General features: G+C 60.0%; 14 protein-coding genes and 1 pseudogene. 10 read left to right on the top strand and 5 right to left on the bottom strand.

What is annotated here, in order from left to right; genetic code table 11:
• Window positions 1–30: 30 nt before the first annotated feature.
• Window positions 31–984, bottom strand: a complete 954-nt coding sequence (locus HX868_RS26665) for a homoserine kinase (RefSeq protein WP_177004914.1) — start codon at window positions 982–984, stop codon at window positions 31–33.
• Window positions 985–1,040: 56 nt separating this feature from the next.
• Complete coding sequence (locus HX868_RS26660; RefSeq protein WP_012721523.1) at window positions 1,041–1,331, bottom strand: DUF2782 domain-containing protein; 291 nt, start codon at window positions 1,329–1,331, stop codon at window positions 1,041–1,043.
• Between the two features lie 74 nt (window positions 1,332–1,405).
• Here HX868_RS26660 and polA point away from each other — a divergent pair, with 74 nt between their 5' ends.
• Window positions 1,406–4,183: a DNA polymerase I gene (polA, locus tag HX868_RS26655; RefSeq protein WP_177004913.1), complete on the top strand. Its 2,778-nt coding sequence runs from the start codon at window positions 1,406–1,408 to the stop codon at window positions 4,181–4,183.
• Between the two features lie 269 nt (window positions 4,184–4,452).
• Here polA and yihA read toward each other — a convergent pair whose 3' ends face one another.
• On the bottom strand, window positions 4,453–5,094 hold the full coding sequence (gene yihA / locus HX868_RS26650) for a ribosome biogenesis GTP-binding protein YihA/YsxC (protein WP_177004912.1): 642 nt from the start codon (window positions 5,092–5,094) through the stop codon (window positions 4,453–4,455).
• Between the two features lie 192 nt (window positions 5,095–5,286).
• Between yihA and HX868_RS26645 the strand changes: the two are divergent.
• The 6 genes and pseudogenes from HX868_RS26645 (at window position 5,287) to HX868_RS26620 (ending at window position 10,756) form a co-directional block, all read left to right on the top strand.
• Window positions 5,287–5,507, top strand: a pseudogene (locus tag HX868_RS26645) (c-type cytochrome).
• 34 nt (window positions 5,508–5,541) lie between these two features.
• Window positions 5,542–6,153: a c-type cytochrome gene (locus HX868_RS26640; RefSeq protein WP_016978792.1), complete on the top strand. Its 612-nt coding sequence runs from the start codon at window positions 5,542–5,544 to the stop codon at window positions 6,151–6,153.
• A gap of 168 nt (window positions 6,154–6,321) precedes the next feature.
• Window positions 6,322–6,957: a thiol:disulfide interchange protein DsbA gene (gene dsbA, locus HX868_RS26635; protein ID WP_010207835.1), complete on the top strand. Its 636-nt coding sequence runs from the start codon at window positions 6,322–6,324 to the stop codon at window positions 6,955–6,957.
• A 10-nt stretch (window positions 6,958–6,967) separates the two neighbouring features.
• Window positions 6,968–7,846, top strand: a complete 879-nt coding sequence (locus HX868_RS26630) for an endonuclease/exonuclease/phosphatase family protein (RefSeq protein ID WP_177004911.1) — start codon at window positions 6,968–6,970, stop codon at window positions 7,844–7,846.
• Window positions 7,843–9,891 carry a GGDEF domain-containing protein gene (locus tag HX868_RS26625; RefSeq protein WP_177004910.1) on the top strand — a complete coding sequence of 683 codons (2,049 nt, stop codon included), beginning with the start codon at window positions 7,843–7,845 and terminating at the stop codon, window positions 9,889–9,891. The genes HX868_RS26630 and HX868_RS26625 overlap by 4 nt, the downstream gene beginning before the upstream one ends.
• A gap of 88 nt (window positions 9,892–9,979) precedes the next feature.
• On the top strand, window positions 9,980–10,756 hold the full coding sequence (locus HX868_RS26620) for an N-acetylmuramoyl-L-alanine amidase (protein WP_177004909.1): 777 nt from the start codon (window positions 9,980–9,982) through the stop codon (window positions 10,754–10,756).
• Here the strand turns inward: HX868_RS26620 and HX868_RS26615 are convergent.
• Window positions 10,753–12,540 (bottom strand): KinB sensor domain-containing domain, encoded by a 1,788-nt coding sequence (locus HX868_RS26615; RefSeq protein WP_177004908.1) that lies wholly within the window; start codon window positions 12,538–12,540, stop codon window positions 10,753–10,755. The two genes, HX868_RS26620 and HX868_RS26615, sit on opposite strands and share 4 nt — an antisense overlap.
• A gap of 10 nt (window positions 12,541–12,550) precedes the next feature.
• Window positions 12,551–13,897, bottom strand: a complete 1,347-nt coding sequence (gene algB, locus HX868_RS26610; RefSeq protein ID WP_016978797.1) for a sigma-54-dependent response regulator transcription factor AlgB — start codon at window positions 13,895–13,897, stop codon at window positions 12,551–12,553.
• 378 nt (window positions 13,898–14,275) lie between these two features.
• Here algB and HX868_RS26605 point away from each other — a divergent pair, with 378 nt between their 5' ends.
• The 3 genes from HX868_RS26605 to HX868_RS26595 all read left to right on the top strand — a co-directional run bounded on the left by HX868_RS26605 (window position 14,276) and on the right by HX868_RS26595 (window position 15,272).
• Entirely contained in the window at window positions 14,276–14,560 is a 285-nt protein-coding gene (locus HX868_RS26605; protein WP_177004907.1) for a hypothetical protein, read from the top strand.
• A gap of 77 nt (window positions 14,561–14,637) precedes the next feature.
• Window positions 14,638–14,802, top strand: a complete 165-nt coding sequence (locus tag HX868_RS26600) for a DUF1328 domain-containing protein (RefSeq protein WP_003170804.1) — start codon at window positions 14,638–14,640, stop codon at window positions 14,800–14,802.
• 2 nt (window positions 14,803–14,804) lie between these two features.
• Window positions 14,805–15,272 (top strand): inhibitor of vertebrate lysozyme family protein, encoded by a 468-nt coding sequence (locus tag HX868_RS26595; RefSeq protein ID WP_016978799.1) that lies wholly within the window; start codon window positions 14,805–14,807, stop codon window positions 15,270–15,272.
• The last annotated feature ends 338 nt before the right edge of the window (window positions 15,273–15,610 follow it).

Genomic DNA, 15,610 nt, shown 5'->3' with positions numbered 1-15,610 from the left:
CGAGCAAGCTCGCTCCTACAGGTAGAGGTGTTACATCGCAAATGGCAGTTGGACAGTCACTTGCTGACGCTGCACCAAGCGATGCTCGAACTCCGCCGGGTCATGGATCAACACATCCTGCCCGGCGAACGACTCGGCCGCGATCAGGCGTGACAACCAGAATCGCACACAGGCCACCCGCAGCATGGTCGGCCACAACTCGGCCTCCTTCGCGGTAAACGGTCGAAGACCTGCATAGGCTCCCAGCAATGCCCGAGCCCGTTGCCCATCGATCACGCCGTCAGCATCCGAGCACCAGTCATTCAGCGCGATTGCCACGTCGTACAGCATCGGGCCGGAGCAGGCGTTGTAGAAGTCGATCAAGCCTGTAAGGTGCGTGCCTTCAAACATCGCGTTATCGCGGAACAGGTCGGCGTGCACGTTGGCGCGTGGCAGTGCGAGGATCTCAGCCTTGTGAGCTTCGATCTCGGTCAGCGCATCCTGCAGCAGACGCTGTTGTGCGTCGTTCAAGTGCGAAATCAACTGCGCGCCTTCACTGAGCATCCAGTCCAGGCCGCGATCGGTTTTGCGCTCCAGCACCTTCTCGCCCTGTGTTGCCAGGTGCAGATGGCCCAGCAGATCACCGACCTGGGCGCAGTGCTGGGCGTTGGCGTCCTTGATGTGCTTGCCGGCCAGGCGCGGTTGCAGCAGCGCCGGTTTGCCTTTCAGCTCGCGCAGGGCCACGCCGTCGGTGGTGCGCAGGGCGTAGGGCACGGGCAGGTCGGCGTCGTGGAGCACGTCGAGCAGTTCGATGAAGAACGGCATTTCCGCGACCGGACCGCGTTCAACCAGGGTCAGGACGAACTCGCCCTGCTCCAGGCTGATAAAGAAATTGGTGTTTTCACTACCGGCGGCAATCCCCTGGAAGTCGATCAGGCGGCCGAGGCCGTAAGGGGCGAGAAAGGTTTCCAGCTCGGGCCGAGCCAGGGGGGTGAACACAGACATGGTTAAAACTGCCAGTACGGGCGCCGCGGTGCGCGGCGCCAATTTAAGTTAAGAAATCATTTCCATTCGAAAATCTTCCATGACGGGATCAGCATATCCGGCTGGTCAGAGCGGATGAAGTTCGCATCGGTTCCGTCCGCGCGCACCAGGAAGTAAGGCGGCGCACCTTTCGGCGTTACCTTGATTGCGTACAGGAATCCATTTTGGCGGTATTCCTGGATGGTCTTGTCGCCTTCCGTGCGAATGGTCACTTCCGGATCGCCCCCAGGCGCATCGTCTGCCGCCATGGCAGCCATCGGAGCGAGTGCAATCAAGCCGGTCAACAGCAGGCGATTGAATGTACGCATGATAACCTTGTCCCTTTGTCGTCATTGGTCCGGCTATTCTAGCGCCTGACCCGCCGAAAAGGTTGATTCTGCTCATGAGCCAAGCACCCCTCGTCCTGGTGGACGGTTCTTCCTATCTGTACCGCGCGTTCCACGCGTTGCCACCGCTGACCACCTCCAAAGGCCTACCCACGGGTGCGGTCAAGGGCGTGTTGAACATGCTCAAAAGCCTGCGCAAGCAGTACCCGAACAGTCCGTTCGCGGTAGTGTTCGACGCCAAGGGTGGGACCTTTCGCGATGACATGTACGCCGAATACAAGGCTAACCGCCCAAGCATGCCCGATGACATGCGCCTGCAGATCGAGCCCCTGCACCAGAGCGTGATCGCCCTGGGCTTCCCGCTCCTCTGCGTCGAAGGCGTTGAAGCCGATGACGTGATCGGCACCCTGGCCCGCAGCAGCGCGGCGGCCAACCGCCCGGTGGTGATCTCGACCGGTGACAAGGACATGGCGCAGCTGGTCGACGGGCACATTACCTTGGTCAACACCATGACCGGTAGCGCGATGGATATCGAAGGCGTAAAGGAGAAATTCGGCGTCGCTCCGGAGCAGATCATCGACTACCTGGCGCTGATGGGGGATTCGTCCGACAACATTCCAGGCGTTCCGGGTATTGGTCCCAAGACTGCTTCCGGCTTGCTTGTCGGCGTGAACGGCGGCATCAAAGAGCTTTATGAGCAATTGGACATCGTTCCGACCCTGCCTATCCGAGGCGCCAAGACACTGCCAGCCAAGCTGGAAGAACATCGCGAGAGTGCGTTTCTTTCCTACCGGTTGGCGACGATCAAGTGCGACGTACCGCTGGATGTCGGCCTGGATGACCTGCACCTGATCGAGCCGGATCGCGAGAAGCTGCTGGAGCTGTACTCGCTGTTGGAATTCAAGAGCTGGATTGACGAAATCCAGCGCGATGTGAAGCGTGTGGAGCTCAAGGCTGCGCCTGTTGCTGAGGACGTCGTTGAAGCCGTTGCGCCGACAGAGGCGAGCTACACCACCATTCTCGACCAGGCGACCTTCGACATCTGGTTGAAGAGACTCAATGACGCGAAGTTGTTCGCTTTCGACACCGAAACCACCGGTATCGACGCCCAACAGGCTCAGTTGGTCGGTGTGTCCTTCGCCGTCCAGCCCCACGAAGCAGCCTACATTCCGCTGACCCACTCCTATATCGGCGCGCCGGAGCAGTTGGATCGCGACACCGTACTGCTGGCCCTCAAGCCGCTGCTGGAAGACCCGACCAAGCTCAAGGTTGGCCAGCACGCCAAGTTCGACATGAACATCCTGGCCAACTGCGCCATCGGTGGCGACCCGGCGCACGGCATTACCGTACGCGGCATCGCCTTCGACACCATGCTCGAATCCTATGTGCTCAATTCCACGGCCACCCGCCACGACATGGACAGCCTGGCCAAAAAGTACCTGGACTACGACACCGTCGCTTTCCAGGACATCGCCGGCAAAGGCGCCAAACAGCTGACATTCGACCAGATCGCGCTGGAGCAGGCTGGCCCGTATGCGGCAGAAGACGCCGATATCACCTTGCGCCTGCACCAGGCGCTGTTTGCGCAACTGGCGACCATCCCGAGCCTCGCGAGTGTGCTCACGGATATCGAAATCCCATTGGTGCCGGTGTTGGCGCGTATCGAGCGCCAGGGCGCGCTGGTCGACAAGGATTTGCTGGGCATCCAGAGCATCGAGCTGGGCAACAAGATGGTCGAGCTGGAACGCCAGGCGTTCGAGATCGCCGGCGAGGAGTTCAACCTGGGCTCGCCCAAACAGCTCGGCGCGATCCTTTACGAGAAACTCGGCCTGCCGGTACTGAAAAAAACCGGCAAGGGCCAGGCCTCAACGGCTGAAGAAGTGCTGGCCAAGCTGGCCGAAGATGACTACCCGCTGCCCAAGGTGCTGATGCAGTACCGCAGCATGAGCAAGCTGAAAAGTACCTACACCGATCGCCTGCCGGAGCAGATCAACCCGCGCACCGGGCGCATCCACACGTCCTATCATCAAGCGGTGGCGGCGACCGGGCGCTTGTCGTCCAGTGATCCGAACCTGCAGAACATCCCGGTGCGTACCGCCGAAGGGCGGCGGATCCGCCAGGCGTTTGTCGCGCCCAAGGGCTACAAAATGTTGGCGGCGGACTACTCGCAAATCGAACTGCGGATCATGGCGCACCTGTCCAAGGACGAAGGCCTGATGAACGCCTTCCGCGACAACCTGGACGTGCACACCGCTACGGCGGCAGAAGTGTTCAAGGTTGAGCTGGACGAGGTCACCTCGGATCAGCGTCGCAGCGCCAAGGCAATCAACTTCGGCCTGATCTACGGCATGGGCGCGCAGAAGCTGGGCAAGGACATTGGCGTCGATACCAAGACGGCCAAGGCGTATATCGATGTGTATTTCGCCCGTTATCCCGGGGTTCGCGAGTACATGGAGCGCACCCGCGCCCAGGCGGCTGATCAGGGTTATGTCGAGACGTTCTTCGGCCGCCGCCTGTACTTGCCGGACATCAACTCCAACAAGCCTCAGGAGCGCGCAGCGGCAGAACGTACCGCGATCAACGCGCCGATGCAGGGTACGGCGGCGGATATCATCAAGAAGGCCATGGTGCGGGTGGACAACTGGCTGATCGAGTCAGGCCTGGATGCGAAGGTGATCCTGCAGGTGCACGATGAACTGGTGCTGGAGGTGCGTGAGGATCTGGTAGCGCAGGTCAGCGAGAAGATTCGCGAGCACATGAGCGCTGCCGCGCAGTTGGATGTGCCGCTGCTGGTGGAAGTGGGCGTGGGCAACAACTGGGACGAAGCGCACTGAGTCCGGGACTCTGCCATCACCTTGCGTGCTGGCAGAGTGCTTTAGTGCGGAAATCGCCGTCGGTTATTTCAAATAGTTTTTCGAACCTGCCGGAACTTAACCCGTGAACTGCTACTCAGAGTTACTGAATGGGTGGTGAAGCCCTTCAATGCTCCTATGTTGTGTTAAGTGTTGGCAGATATCTGGACCCCGCCCTAGCGGTCCGGAACTTGAACCCCGAACTTCCCCTCCCCATAAGAAGTCCGGGGTTTTTTTTGCCTGCAGAAAAGTTACTCGGCCAGTTCTGCGCCCTTGTCTGCCAATTCCATCCAGCCTGCCAGCACCGTGTAGGCCTCTTCCAGGCCCATGCGTTTTGGCGCCGAGAACAGCTGGATGGTGATCGCATCACCCCAACCTTTACGGATGTCGGACTGCACTTTGAGCAGGGTGTTCTTGGCTGCGCCGTAGGTCAGCTTGTCGGCCTTGGTCAGCAGGATGTGCATCGGCATGCCGCTGGCGACGGCCCAGTCGAGCATCAACAGGTCGAAGTCGGTCATCGGATGGCGGATGTCCATCATCAGAATCAAACCCTTCAAACTCTCGCGGCCACCCAGGTAAGCCTCCAGGTGACGCTGCCAGTGCAGCTTCAGCGGGATAGGTACTTTGGCATAACCGTAACCCGGCAGGTCGACCAGACGCCGATCTTCGTCTAGCTTGAAGAAATTGAGAAGTTGCGTGCGGCCTGGGGTTTTCGAGGTGCGTGCCAGGCTAGCGTGGGTCAGGGTGTTCAGCGCGCTGGACTTACCGGCGTTGGAACGACCGGCAAAGGCGACTTCAAAGCCCTCGTCATCGGGGCATTGGTCAACTTTGGCGGCGCTGAGCATGAACGTGGACTGTTGGCACAGACCGAGGATGGGATTCTTGAGTTGCATGAGATTTCCGATGTGGGCGGTGCCGAAAAAGGGTGCGGCAAGCGGTGTCGTTTCCGTTTCAGTAGCGCCAGTATATAATGCCGCAGATTTTGTGTGTGCTTTGTCCCAGCGAAGGATGAGGTTCACGGGAGCGATAGACCTTTATTGCGCATTAGAACGCAAAACGCTCTCAAACCCTGAAATGGTCGACGTATGACCAAGTGGTTGCTCGCTATCGGTGTCCTGGTCCCGCTTTACGGCGCTCAGGCTACACAGGATCCGGAAGCGGTGTACAACCGAGTGTGCGTGGACACGCTGGTCAACACGTGACCCAGGGTTTCAAGGCAATGCCGCCGCGTGGTTTGTGCATGGACTGCAGTACTGAGGATTACCAGGCCATCATTCAGTTGATGGTGAGTAAACCCGGTAGATAACTCTTAAACCCCTTAGCCGTAGTTGGATTAGCTGATGAACAAACTGATCGTGAGTCTGCTGTTGACCTTGGGCATCACCGGTGTTGCCCATGCTGCAGGCGACGCTACAGCGGGCCAGGCGAAAGCCGCCGTGTGTGGTGCTTGCCATGGACCGGATGGTAACAGCCCGGCGCCGAACTTCCCCAAACTGGCTGGGCAGGGCGAGCGTTACCTGACCAAGCAGATGCAGGATATCAAGTCCGGCAAGCGCACGGTCCTGGAAATGACCGGCTTGTTGACCAACCTCAGCGATCAGGACCTGGCAGACATCGCGGCGTATTTTGCCAGCCAGAAGGGCAGCGTGGGAGCTGCTGATCCGAAACTGGTGGCGCGTGGCGAGAAACTGTTCCGCGGCGGCGACCTGGAAAAAGGCCTGCCTGCCTGCACCGGTTGCCACTCGCCTAATGGCGCGGGCATCGCCGCCGCCGGCTTCCCGCACCTGAGCGGCCAGCACGCCACCTATATCGCCAAGCAACTGACCGATTTCCGCAAGGAAGAAGCCGGGCGAGCCAACGATGGCGACGCGGCAATCATGCGCACCATCGCCCGCAAGCTGAGTGATGAAGACATTGCGGCGGTCTCCAGCTACATCCAGGGCCTGCACTAAGGTGCACGCAACGTTAACACTCGATTAATCCCGCGATGCAAGCATAAAAAGGGTGGCCCAGGCTGCCCTTTTTTGTGGCCGCTACCGTTACACTAACGAACTCATGCCCGCGTAGACCTGTCACAACAAAGGTCGCGTGAGGCGACTTTATTTGTCCAGGAGTAAAGCATGCGTAATCTGATCCTCAGCGCCGCTCTCGTCACTGCCAGCCTCTTCGGCATGACCGCACAAGCTGCCGACGTGCCGCTTGAAGCCGGTAAAACCTACGTCGAATTGGCCAACCCGGTTCCGGTTTCGGAACCCGGCAAGATCGAAGTAGTGGAGCTGTTCTGGTACGGCTGCCCGCATTGCTACGCCTTTGAGCCGACCATCAACCCATGGGTTGAAAAACTGCCTAAGGACGTGAACTTCCGACGCATCCCCGCCATGTTCGGCGGCCCGTGGGATGCCCACGGCCAGCTGTTCCTGACCCTGGAAGCCATGGGTGTGGAGCACAAGGTTCACAACGCGGTATTCGACGCGATCCAGAAGCAAGGCAAGCGCCTGACCAAGCCAGACGAAATGGCTGACTTCGTGGCCACGCAAGGTGTCGACAAGGACAAGTTCCTGGCCACCTTCAACTCCTTCGCCATCCAGGGCCAGATCAAACAGGCCAAAGAGCTGGCGCAGAAGTACGGCGTGCAAGGCGTTCCGACCATGATAGTCAACGGCAAATACCGTTTCGACCTGGGCACCTCCGGTGGTCCTGAGCAGACCCTCAATGTTGCCGACCAGCTGATCGCCAAAGAGCGCGCAGCCAAGTAAGGGGCCCGTCATGCGTCGCTGGGGTACCGAACGTGTGGTTGGCCTGCATGACCCGCAGGTCAACGAACATCACCTGGAATCCACGGGCCTGCCGGCAGACAGCCGCCTGCGCCTGCTGAGCTTCAATATCCAGGTGGGTATCAGTACCGAGAAGTACCGGCATTACCTCACCCGTGGCTGGCAGCATTTGCTGCCCCACAACGGTCGGGCTGGCAACCTGCAGAAGATCGGCAACCTGTTGAGCGACTTCGACCTGGTTGCCCTGCAGGAAGCCGACGGCGGCAGCATGCGCTCCGGTTACATCAACCAGGTCGAACACCTGGCCCAACTCGGGGCCTTCCCCTATTGGTACCAGCAACTCAATCGCAACCTCGGGCGCCTGGCGCAGCACAGCAATGGCGTGCTCAGCCGCTTGAAACCCTCCGCCATCGAAGATCACCCGCTGCCAGGCCCCAAGGGCCGGGGCGCGATTCTCGTGCGGTTTGGCGAAGGCCCGGAAGCCTTAGTGGTGGTGATGATGCACCTGGCGCTGGGTGCCCGTACCCGCACCATGCAACTGGCCTACATCCGAGAGCTGATCGGCAATTACAAACACCAGGTGCTGATGGGGGACATGAACACCCACGCCAGCGATCTATTGCAGAATTCTCCGTTGCGCGACCTCGGGCTACTGGCGCCGCAAGCCGAAGCCACGTTCCCCAGCTGGCGTCCGCAACGCTGTCTTGACCATATCCTGCTCAGTCCTACCCTCACACTCGAAAGTGTGCAGGTGCTGGCGCAGCCCATTTCCGATCACCTGCCGGTCGCGGTAGAGATTCGTCTGCCGGGTTCGCTCACGGCTGATGCATTACCCGCGTTGAGCCCTGCCCCTCGCGGACCCCTTGCATGAGCGACGACGCCCAGCGCTGGAAAGAAAAATACCTTAAAAGCATCGAGCAACAAGACAAGCTCGAACGCCGTTGGGCCGCCCGTCTCGACCTGCTGCGCCGTGGGCTGGTGCGCAGCACCCTGGCCGCTGAAGGCACTGACCGCGCGGTTGACCAATGCATGAAGGAAATGCGCGACGTTGTCCGTACCGATGATATGGACGCCGCCCTCGCCGCCTTGCTCCCACGTCTGGAAAAAGCTGTGCTGGATTCGGAACAGCGCCGTGAAACCCGGGTGGACCAGATCAGCACGGCGCTGACGTCCCTGGTCACGCAACTGCAAAAGCTGCCGCTACCGCGTGAAGTGGCCCGTCCGCTGAAGACGTTTGCCAAGCAGCTAGACGGCCGAGTCAGCCAGGCGCGCGAGATTCCCTTGCTGCTCAGCGAATTGAGTGGCCTGCAAGGCCAGGCGTTGAACAACCTGGAGCCGGACGGCGAAACCCTGCGTCCGGGGCCAGGGCTTTTGCAGCGCTTGTTCGGCTCCAAAGAAGTCGTGAACGAGGCGGTGGAAAATGAACCGACGCCCCGACCGGCCCCGCAGCCTGCGGTAGCCAAGCAGGCGGCTGCCGAGCCACAGCCGCCCGAACAATCCGAAGAGCTGACGCAAGCGTTGCGCGCCTTTGCGCCGCAGCCTCAAGAAACGCTCGCCCCCGTCATTGAGCCTGTAGCACCCGTTAAGGTGGCCCAGCCCTCCAGCGAAACCTTCGTCTATGAAGCCCCGCCTCAAGCCGCACCCATTGAAACGCCAGTAGCGCGGGTCGAGCCCGAGCCTCAAGTCGAAGAGCCTGCGCCGGAAAGCGCGCTCGCCGCCTTCATCGAAACGCCTGAGGTTCAGGTCGAAGCGCCGGATGAGACCGTCATCGGCAGCCTGTCGCTGCCTCCGGTGCTGGAGGTCGAAGAGCCAGATCCCGACGAGCTGCAAGCGGATGGCACCTATGCCTTGCCCGACTCGCCGGAACCGTCCTACAGCTCTGTGGCCAAGCACATCGAGGACACCCTGCTCGGCTTGCTGGAGGAGCTCTCGCTGCCCGAGCGCCACCGACCCCAGGCCGAAGCCATGCGCGAGCGCCTGGCCCACGGCCTGAACTGGTACGAACTGCTGCCGATCCTCGACGACCTGGCCGTATTGATGCTGGCGATCACCGACAGTGGCCAGCATGAATTCGAGGCATATCTCAAGCAGCTCAACGAGCGGCTTGAAGCCTTCCAGGGGCACTTGCAGGTCGCCAGCGACGGCCATGCCGATAGCCGTTCCGCCGCCCGCGAACTGGACACGCAGATCCGCGAGCAGGTCGATGGCTTGCAAAGCAGCGTGCAGGAAGCTGCCGACCTGGACAGCCTCAAGCACGTGCTGGAAAGCCACCTTGAAGGCCTGCTGGGCACAATGGACGAGCACCAGCAGCAGCGTGACCAGCGCGAGCAGGAAACGGCAGCGCGTCTGAAAGGCTTGGCCGAGCGTGTTGCCAATATGGAGCAGGAAGCCCAGGGCTACCGCGAGCACCTGGAGGTGCAGCGCCAGAAGGCCCTGATCGATCCGCTCACCGGGCTGCCCAACCGCGCGGCCTGGAGCGAACGCCTGGATCAGGAGGTCAACACCTGGCACCAGCGCGGCAACAACCTGTCGCTGGCGATGCTGGACTTGGATCATTTCAAGCGCATCAACGATGGTTACGGCCATTTGGCCGGCGATAAGGTACTGAAGATCATCGCCAACGTGCTGCGCAAGCGCCTGCGTCCGAGCGACTTTATCGCGCGTTTTGGCGGGGAAGAGTTTGTGTTGCTGATGCCAAACTCTTCTCTGTCGGATGCGCTGGCGGCGGGCGAAGTGTTGCGCGCAGCGATTGAAGCGTGCCCGTTTCACTTCAAGGGCGAACCGGTGACCATCACCGTTTCAATGGGGGTGGCGCAGTTCCAGCCGGGAGAGCGCAGTGACCTGGCGCTCAAACGTGCCGATGAGGCGCTGTACCGGGCCAAGGCGGCGGGACGGAACCAGGTGCAGGCCGCCTAAAAGATGTTCCATTTTGTAATTTGACGGTTGGGTCACAACGGGTACGTTACACTGTTGCATTATCGTCTTCAGTGTAATGTCTTCCGCCATGAAATCCTTGTACTTCGCCTTTGTGTTTCTTCTGCTCGCAGGTTGCGCCAGCGGCCCGCGCCTGGACACCAGCCATCCTTCGGTGAACCACGACAACCGTGTGCAGTTCGTGATTGTCCACTATACCTCCACCAACCTTGAGCGCTCCCTGGCATTGCTTACCCACGGCCAGGTCAGCAGCCATTACCTGATCGGCGACGACGCCTCCGGCACCATCTACAAGCTGGTGGATGAAAGCCAGCGCGCCTGGCATGCCGGCGAAAGCGAATGGATGGGCCGTACCTGGCTCAACTCCAGCTCCATCGGCATCGAGATCGTGAACCCTGGCTACAAGGACACCCCTACCGGTCGCTTGTGGTACCCGTACTCCGAAGCGCAGGTTAAATCCCTGGTGGTGTTGCTCAAGGACATCAGCAAGCGCAACGGCATCGACCCCAAGAACATCATTGGCCACAGTGACATCGCACCGTTGCGCAAGCTGGACCCGGGCCCATTGTTCCCTTGGAAGCGCCTGGCCGATGAAGGGTTGGGCGTGTGGCCTGATGCCCAGGCCGTAGCGCGGTTCCAAGTGCAATATGCCGCGGAGCTACCGAGCATTACCTGGTTCCAGGAAGAATTGGCCCGTCTGGGTTACCAGACGCCTCAGACCGGGGAGCTGGATGTCGCCACGCGCCATGTCATTGCGGCGTTCCAGATGCATTTCCGGCCGTCGCTGTTTGACGGCACGCCGGATGCGGAGAGTGCCGCAATCCTGCGCGCGTTGAATCGAACTTAAAGCGGCAACGCCATATAGAACTGAGTGCCCTGCCCCGGCCGCGAATACACGCCCATGCGGCCGCCGTGCAGTTGCACGATTTCCTTGCACAGCGCCAGGCCCAGGCCGGCGCCGCCTTTCTTGCGGCCCACCTGGACAAAGGGTTCGAAGATCCGTCCCTGCTGCCCATAAGCGATGCCTTCGCCGTTGTCCTCGACGCTGACAATCACTCGCTCCCCATGACGGCGCGCCTGCAGACGAATCTGCCCACCCGCCGCCGTGTGGCGCAGGGCGTTGCCCAACAGGTTGTCCAGCACCCGCTCGAGCTGTGCCTGGTCTGCATACAACCGAGGCAAATCGGATTGAGCTTCTACCAGCAATTCGATGTTCTGCGCATTGGCCGGTTCGACGAAGCGGGCACGGGCGTGCTCCAGCAGCTCAGTCACATCGCACGGCCCCAGCGTTAGCTTCTGCAAACCGTTCTGGTAGCGCGAGAAATTCAGCAGGTCATTGATCAACTGCATCAGGCGCTGCATTTCTTCATTGACCGTATCCAGCAGGTCCGCTTCGCGGGACTCTGCCGGAAACTTCGCACGCTCGCGAAACAGCCCGAAGGCCATGTGCATGCCGGTCACCGGTGTACGCAGCTCATGGGAGGCGCGCAGTACGAACTCGCTGCGTACTCGTTCGAAGGCGCGCTGTTCGGTCACGTCATGCAGCACCATCACTGCGCCGAGGATATGCCCCTGGGTATGGCTCACCGGGGTCAGGCTGTACGTCAGCAGGCGCAGTTCGCCTTCCACTTCCACTTCCAAATCGTCCGGCGCCCGCTCCAGATTACCGCCGCGCAGTACCAGTTGCAGTTGCTCATCCAGCTCGGGGCGTGCCAGTGCCTCGCCAAGACCTTGACCGAGGCGTTCCTCGTCCCAGCCCAATTGACGCTGGGCCACGGGGTTGAGGTGTTCCAGACGGCCTTGGCGATCAATCATCAGCAGGCCATCGTCGATGCTGTCGAGTACGGCTTGCAGGCGCTGTTGACCGGCCAGCAGTTCGTCGATATTGGTTGCCTGATGCTGGCGCAACGCTTCGGCCATGATGCCGAAGCGGCGGGTCAGCTGGTTCATTTCTGCTGCGGATGAGATCGGCAGCGTGACCTCGAAATCGCCCTGGCCGATCTTGTCGGCGGCTTTGGCCAGCGCTTCGATCGGCCCGCCGAAGCGCCGGGCAATGCCATGGGCGGTCACAAACCCGATGATCAGCACTGCAAGCCCCACCAAGCCCAGCAAGCCGGCGATCAGCAACGCGCGTTCACGTGATTTGTGCTCGCTGTTGCTGATGTTCTCCAGCGCCTGCTTATGTTCGTTGATCAGGCCGTTGCGCAACGTATTGAAGGTTTCGGTGAGCTTTTCCTTGGCGCCTGGAGGAGGCGTCGGTTGCTGGGATTCGTCAAAGGCGTCCAGCAGATCCTGATACTGGCCTCGGGCCTCACTGAACCCCGTCCCGCGATCGTCGCGTTGCTCATGGGCGATGCCTTGGTCCAGCAGGTCGAAGTAGCGTTGCTTGGAGGCTTGCAGTGCCTGAGGGTCGGGGCGCTCCTCCAGCATCATGATCAGTTGATCGCCCAGGCTCTGGCGCAGCTTCAGCCCCAGGTCCAGCGTAATGAAGTTGCTGCGAATCAGGGATTCCTGGGTCTTGGCCATTTGCATGACGCTGACCAGGCCCAGTATCAAACCCAGCAGGGCGACGGTGATCAACGCTGAGATACTCAGGAACAGCCGAGTGCGCAGCTTCATCGCTAACTTCATAAGGTGCAGCTCACAGGTTGTACTGTTTGCGTTTGCGGTACAGGGTCGACGCGTCGATGCCCAAGGTACGGGCGGCCTGGTCCAGGGTGTCGCTGGTGGCGAGCACGGCACCGATATGGGCTTTTTCCAACTGATCCAGGCTCAGCGCCGCGCCGATGCGTGGGGCGTTGTTGCCAGGCTGTTCGGCCATGCCCAGGTGGGTGATCTCCACCTTCTCTTGCGGGCAAATGATACTGGCGCGCTCCACCACGTTGCGCAGTTCGCGGATATTGCCCGGCCAGCGGTAGTTGAGCAGTGCTTCGCGCGCTTCATCGCTGAAGCCACGCGCCGGTCGGGCGTATTCCTTGACGAAGCGCGCCAGGAAGCGATCGGCCAGGGTCAGGATGTCCTCACTGCGTTCGCGCAGCGGCGGCAAGTGCAAGGTGATCACGTTAAGGCGGTACAGCAAGTCTTCGCGGAAGCGGCCGTCGCGGACCATGTCTTCCAGGTTCAGGTTGGTGGCGGCCAGGATACGCACGTCGGCACGGCGAGTGACCGGATCGCCGACGCGCTCGTATTCCTTATCCTGGATAAAGCGCAGCAACTTGGGTTGCAATGTGAGGGGAAAGTCGCCGATTTCATCGAGAAACAGCGTGCCGCCGTCTGCCTGGTTGACGCGGCCCAAAGTGCTTTCACTGGCACCAGTAAACGCACCGCGGCTATGACCAAACAACTCGCTTTCCATCAGCTCGGCCGTCAGCGATGGGCAGTTGATGGTGACGCAGGACTTTTTCGAACGCTTGCTCCAACCGTGAATCGCGCGGGCGAGTTCGCCTTTACCGGTGCCGGATTCACCCAGGATGAGAATGTTGGCGTCGGTGCCGGCCACCTGGCGCGCGGTTTCCAGCACCACCATCATTGCCGGGCTGTGGGAATCGAGGCCGTCTTTGGGCTGGCGCACTTCGCCTTCTAGGGCTTCAAGGCGCGCGGAGAGTTGGCGTACTTCCAACTGCTTGGCGGTGGCGAGGCGCAGTTGATCAGGGCTGCAAGGCTTGACCAGGTAGTCGGCAGCGCCGGCCTGGATCGCATCAACGGCGGTATCGACTGCAGAGTGGGCGGTCACAATCACCACACGCATCCACGGCGCCTGAATGCGCATCTGGGCCAGTACATCCAGGCCATTGTCTTCGCCCAGGCGCAGATCGAGGAAGCACAGGTCGAACACCTGGCGCTGCATCAAGGCATCGGCCTGAGCGGCGCTGTTCGCGGTGGCTACGGTGTAGCCCTCATCTTCCAGGCAATAACGGAAGGTGCGGAGGATCGCGGATTCGTCATCCACTAAAAGAATGCGGCCTTGAAGTTCCTTGGCTGATTCCATCTGTCCCGCGCTCCTTAAACTATGAATGATGGTGTTTAGTCCCGGAATAATCGGGCAAGTTGCATGGTTTATTCTGATCGATAAAAGGCAGCGTCGTGCAGCTATCTGCATCGTTACCTACAAAGCCCCGGCTGATGGCGTTTTCATGCCGTCTTGCCACTTCGGCAACACTCATTTCGTTTTCTATCCATTGATCCGACCGCTGGCCATCGTGCATTTCGCACGGCGCTCAGAGGAGCATCGTGCAGGATGCTGGGGGCCAACCCAATTCATAATATTTAACTCATTGTTTTTATTGGGTTTTATTTTGTAAAAAAGCTGGCATGCACTCTGCAATATCTCTCCCAACGAATAATCAAAATGCGGGAGAACAGCAGCATGACTCGCCAAAACCTCAGCCAATTGCGTGTATCGCCACTGCGCTTGCAACAAGGCCTGTTTGCCAGCCTGGCCCTGATGGTCACGCTGATTGGCGGCCAGCAGTTGCAACATTGGCAGCAGAGTCAGCAGCAGATCCCCCAGTTTGAACGTCCGACCATGACCCAAACCCACTTCCGTTCCGTTGGCAGTGCTGCTGCCGATGCAACAGCCCCGCAGTTGCGGATGGTTGACCAGGAGTCCGCCCTGAGTGAACTGCCATCCCAAGAGCGTTGGGTTTTCTAGGCAACAACAGCCGTTCGTATTGAGCGGCTGCACGGCACTACCGCTGTTACCCCTATAAAAGCGTAAGGAGAATCACCATGTTGAGTTGGGCAATCACATTTCTGATCATCGCCATTGTGGCTGCAGTCCTGGGCTTCGGTGGTATCGCGGGCACCGCCACGGGTATCGCAAAAATTCTGTTTGTGGTCTTCCTGGTGATGTTCATCGCTTCCTTCTTCTTTGGTCGTCGCGGCCGAGGCTGAACATGACCACTCTGTCCCTTAAAGCTATTGCTGCCGCCCTGCTCTTGGGCGGCAGCGGCTTGGCGATGGCCGCCAATGACGGCCAATCCCGGGCGAACGAATTGCTCAGCGCGGACCCGCAATACCGCGAAACCTGGCAAGGCGTGGTGAAGAAAGAAGAACGCCTACCGGAATGGGTGATGAACCTGTCGGGTACGGCCGAACAAATGAATGCCGTGGAAGAAGATGGCGACAAGTATTTGGTCGGGCCGCTGTGCGAAACCGCTGACACGTGCCTGAACAAACGCCTGATCGTTGCCTTCAGCCTCGACAAGGAAGATGCCTACGCCATGTTGGTGGAAGTCCCGGCCGGTCTGCCGGCGGACAAATCCCCGACGCGCCATGCGGATTACCGCTTCATTGGTAAGCCGGATGAAGGCATGCAGAAGTTGCTCATGGAGCAACTGAAGAAAGATCCGAATTGGTATTAGGTTCCGTCTGACGCGTCTGTCGTCTGCGGAGCTTGCGTCCATAGAAAGAAGCCCCCTCGCTTCTTTCTGTTTGCATCGCTCGCCAAGGGCGGTGCATGACCAAGGGGCCGGGTTGCTCTGATCAATCGCGATCGGCGTGACCTACGGGTACAGGGAGTGCCTGCGCAAGGGCCGGGTCAGGCGAAAAGCTGCGACGCAAGTTCACAAGCTCATGGCTTGCTGAACTTGCGGCGGGCTTATTGCTCTTTTGTTATGCCTTCCATAGTCGAATATTTCCCTTCTGCTTGTTCAGAACCATTTCTTGGTATGTCCGGTCGACCATCTATCGATAAATTTTG

This window comes from Pseudomonas reactans (assembly GCF_013385825.1).
GTDB lineage: Bacteria > Pseudomonadota > Gammaproteobacteria > Pseudomonadales > Pseudomonadaceae > Aquipseudomonas > Aquipseudomonas reactans.
The sequence above is the reverse complement of the archived record's forward strand: the minus strand, read 5'-3'. Positions and strand labels throughout refer to the sequence as shown.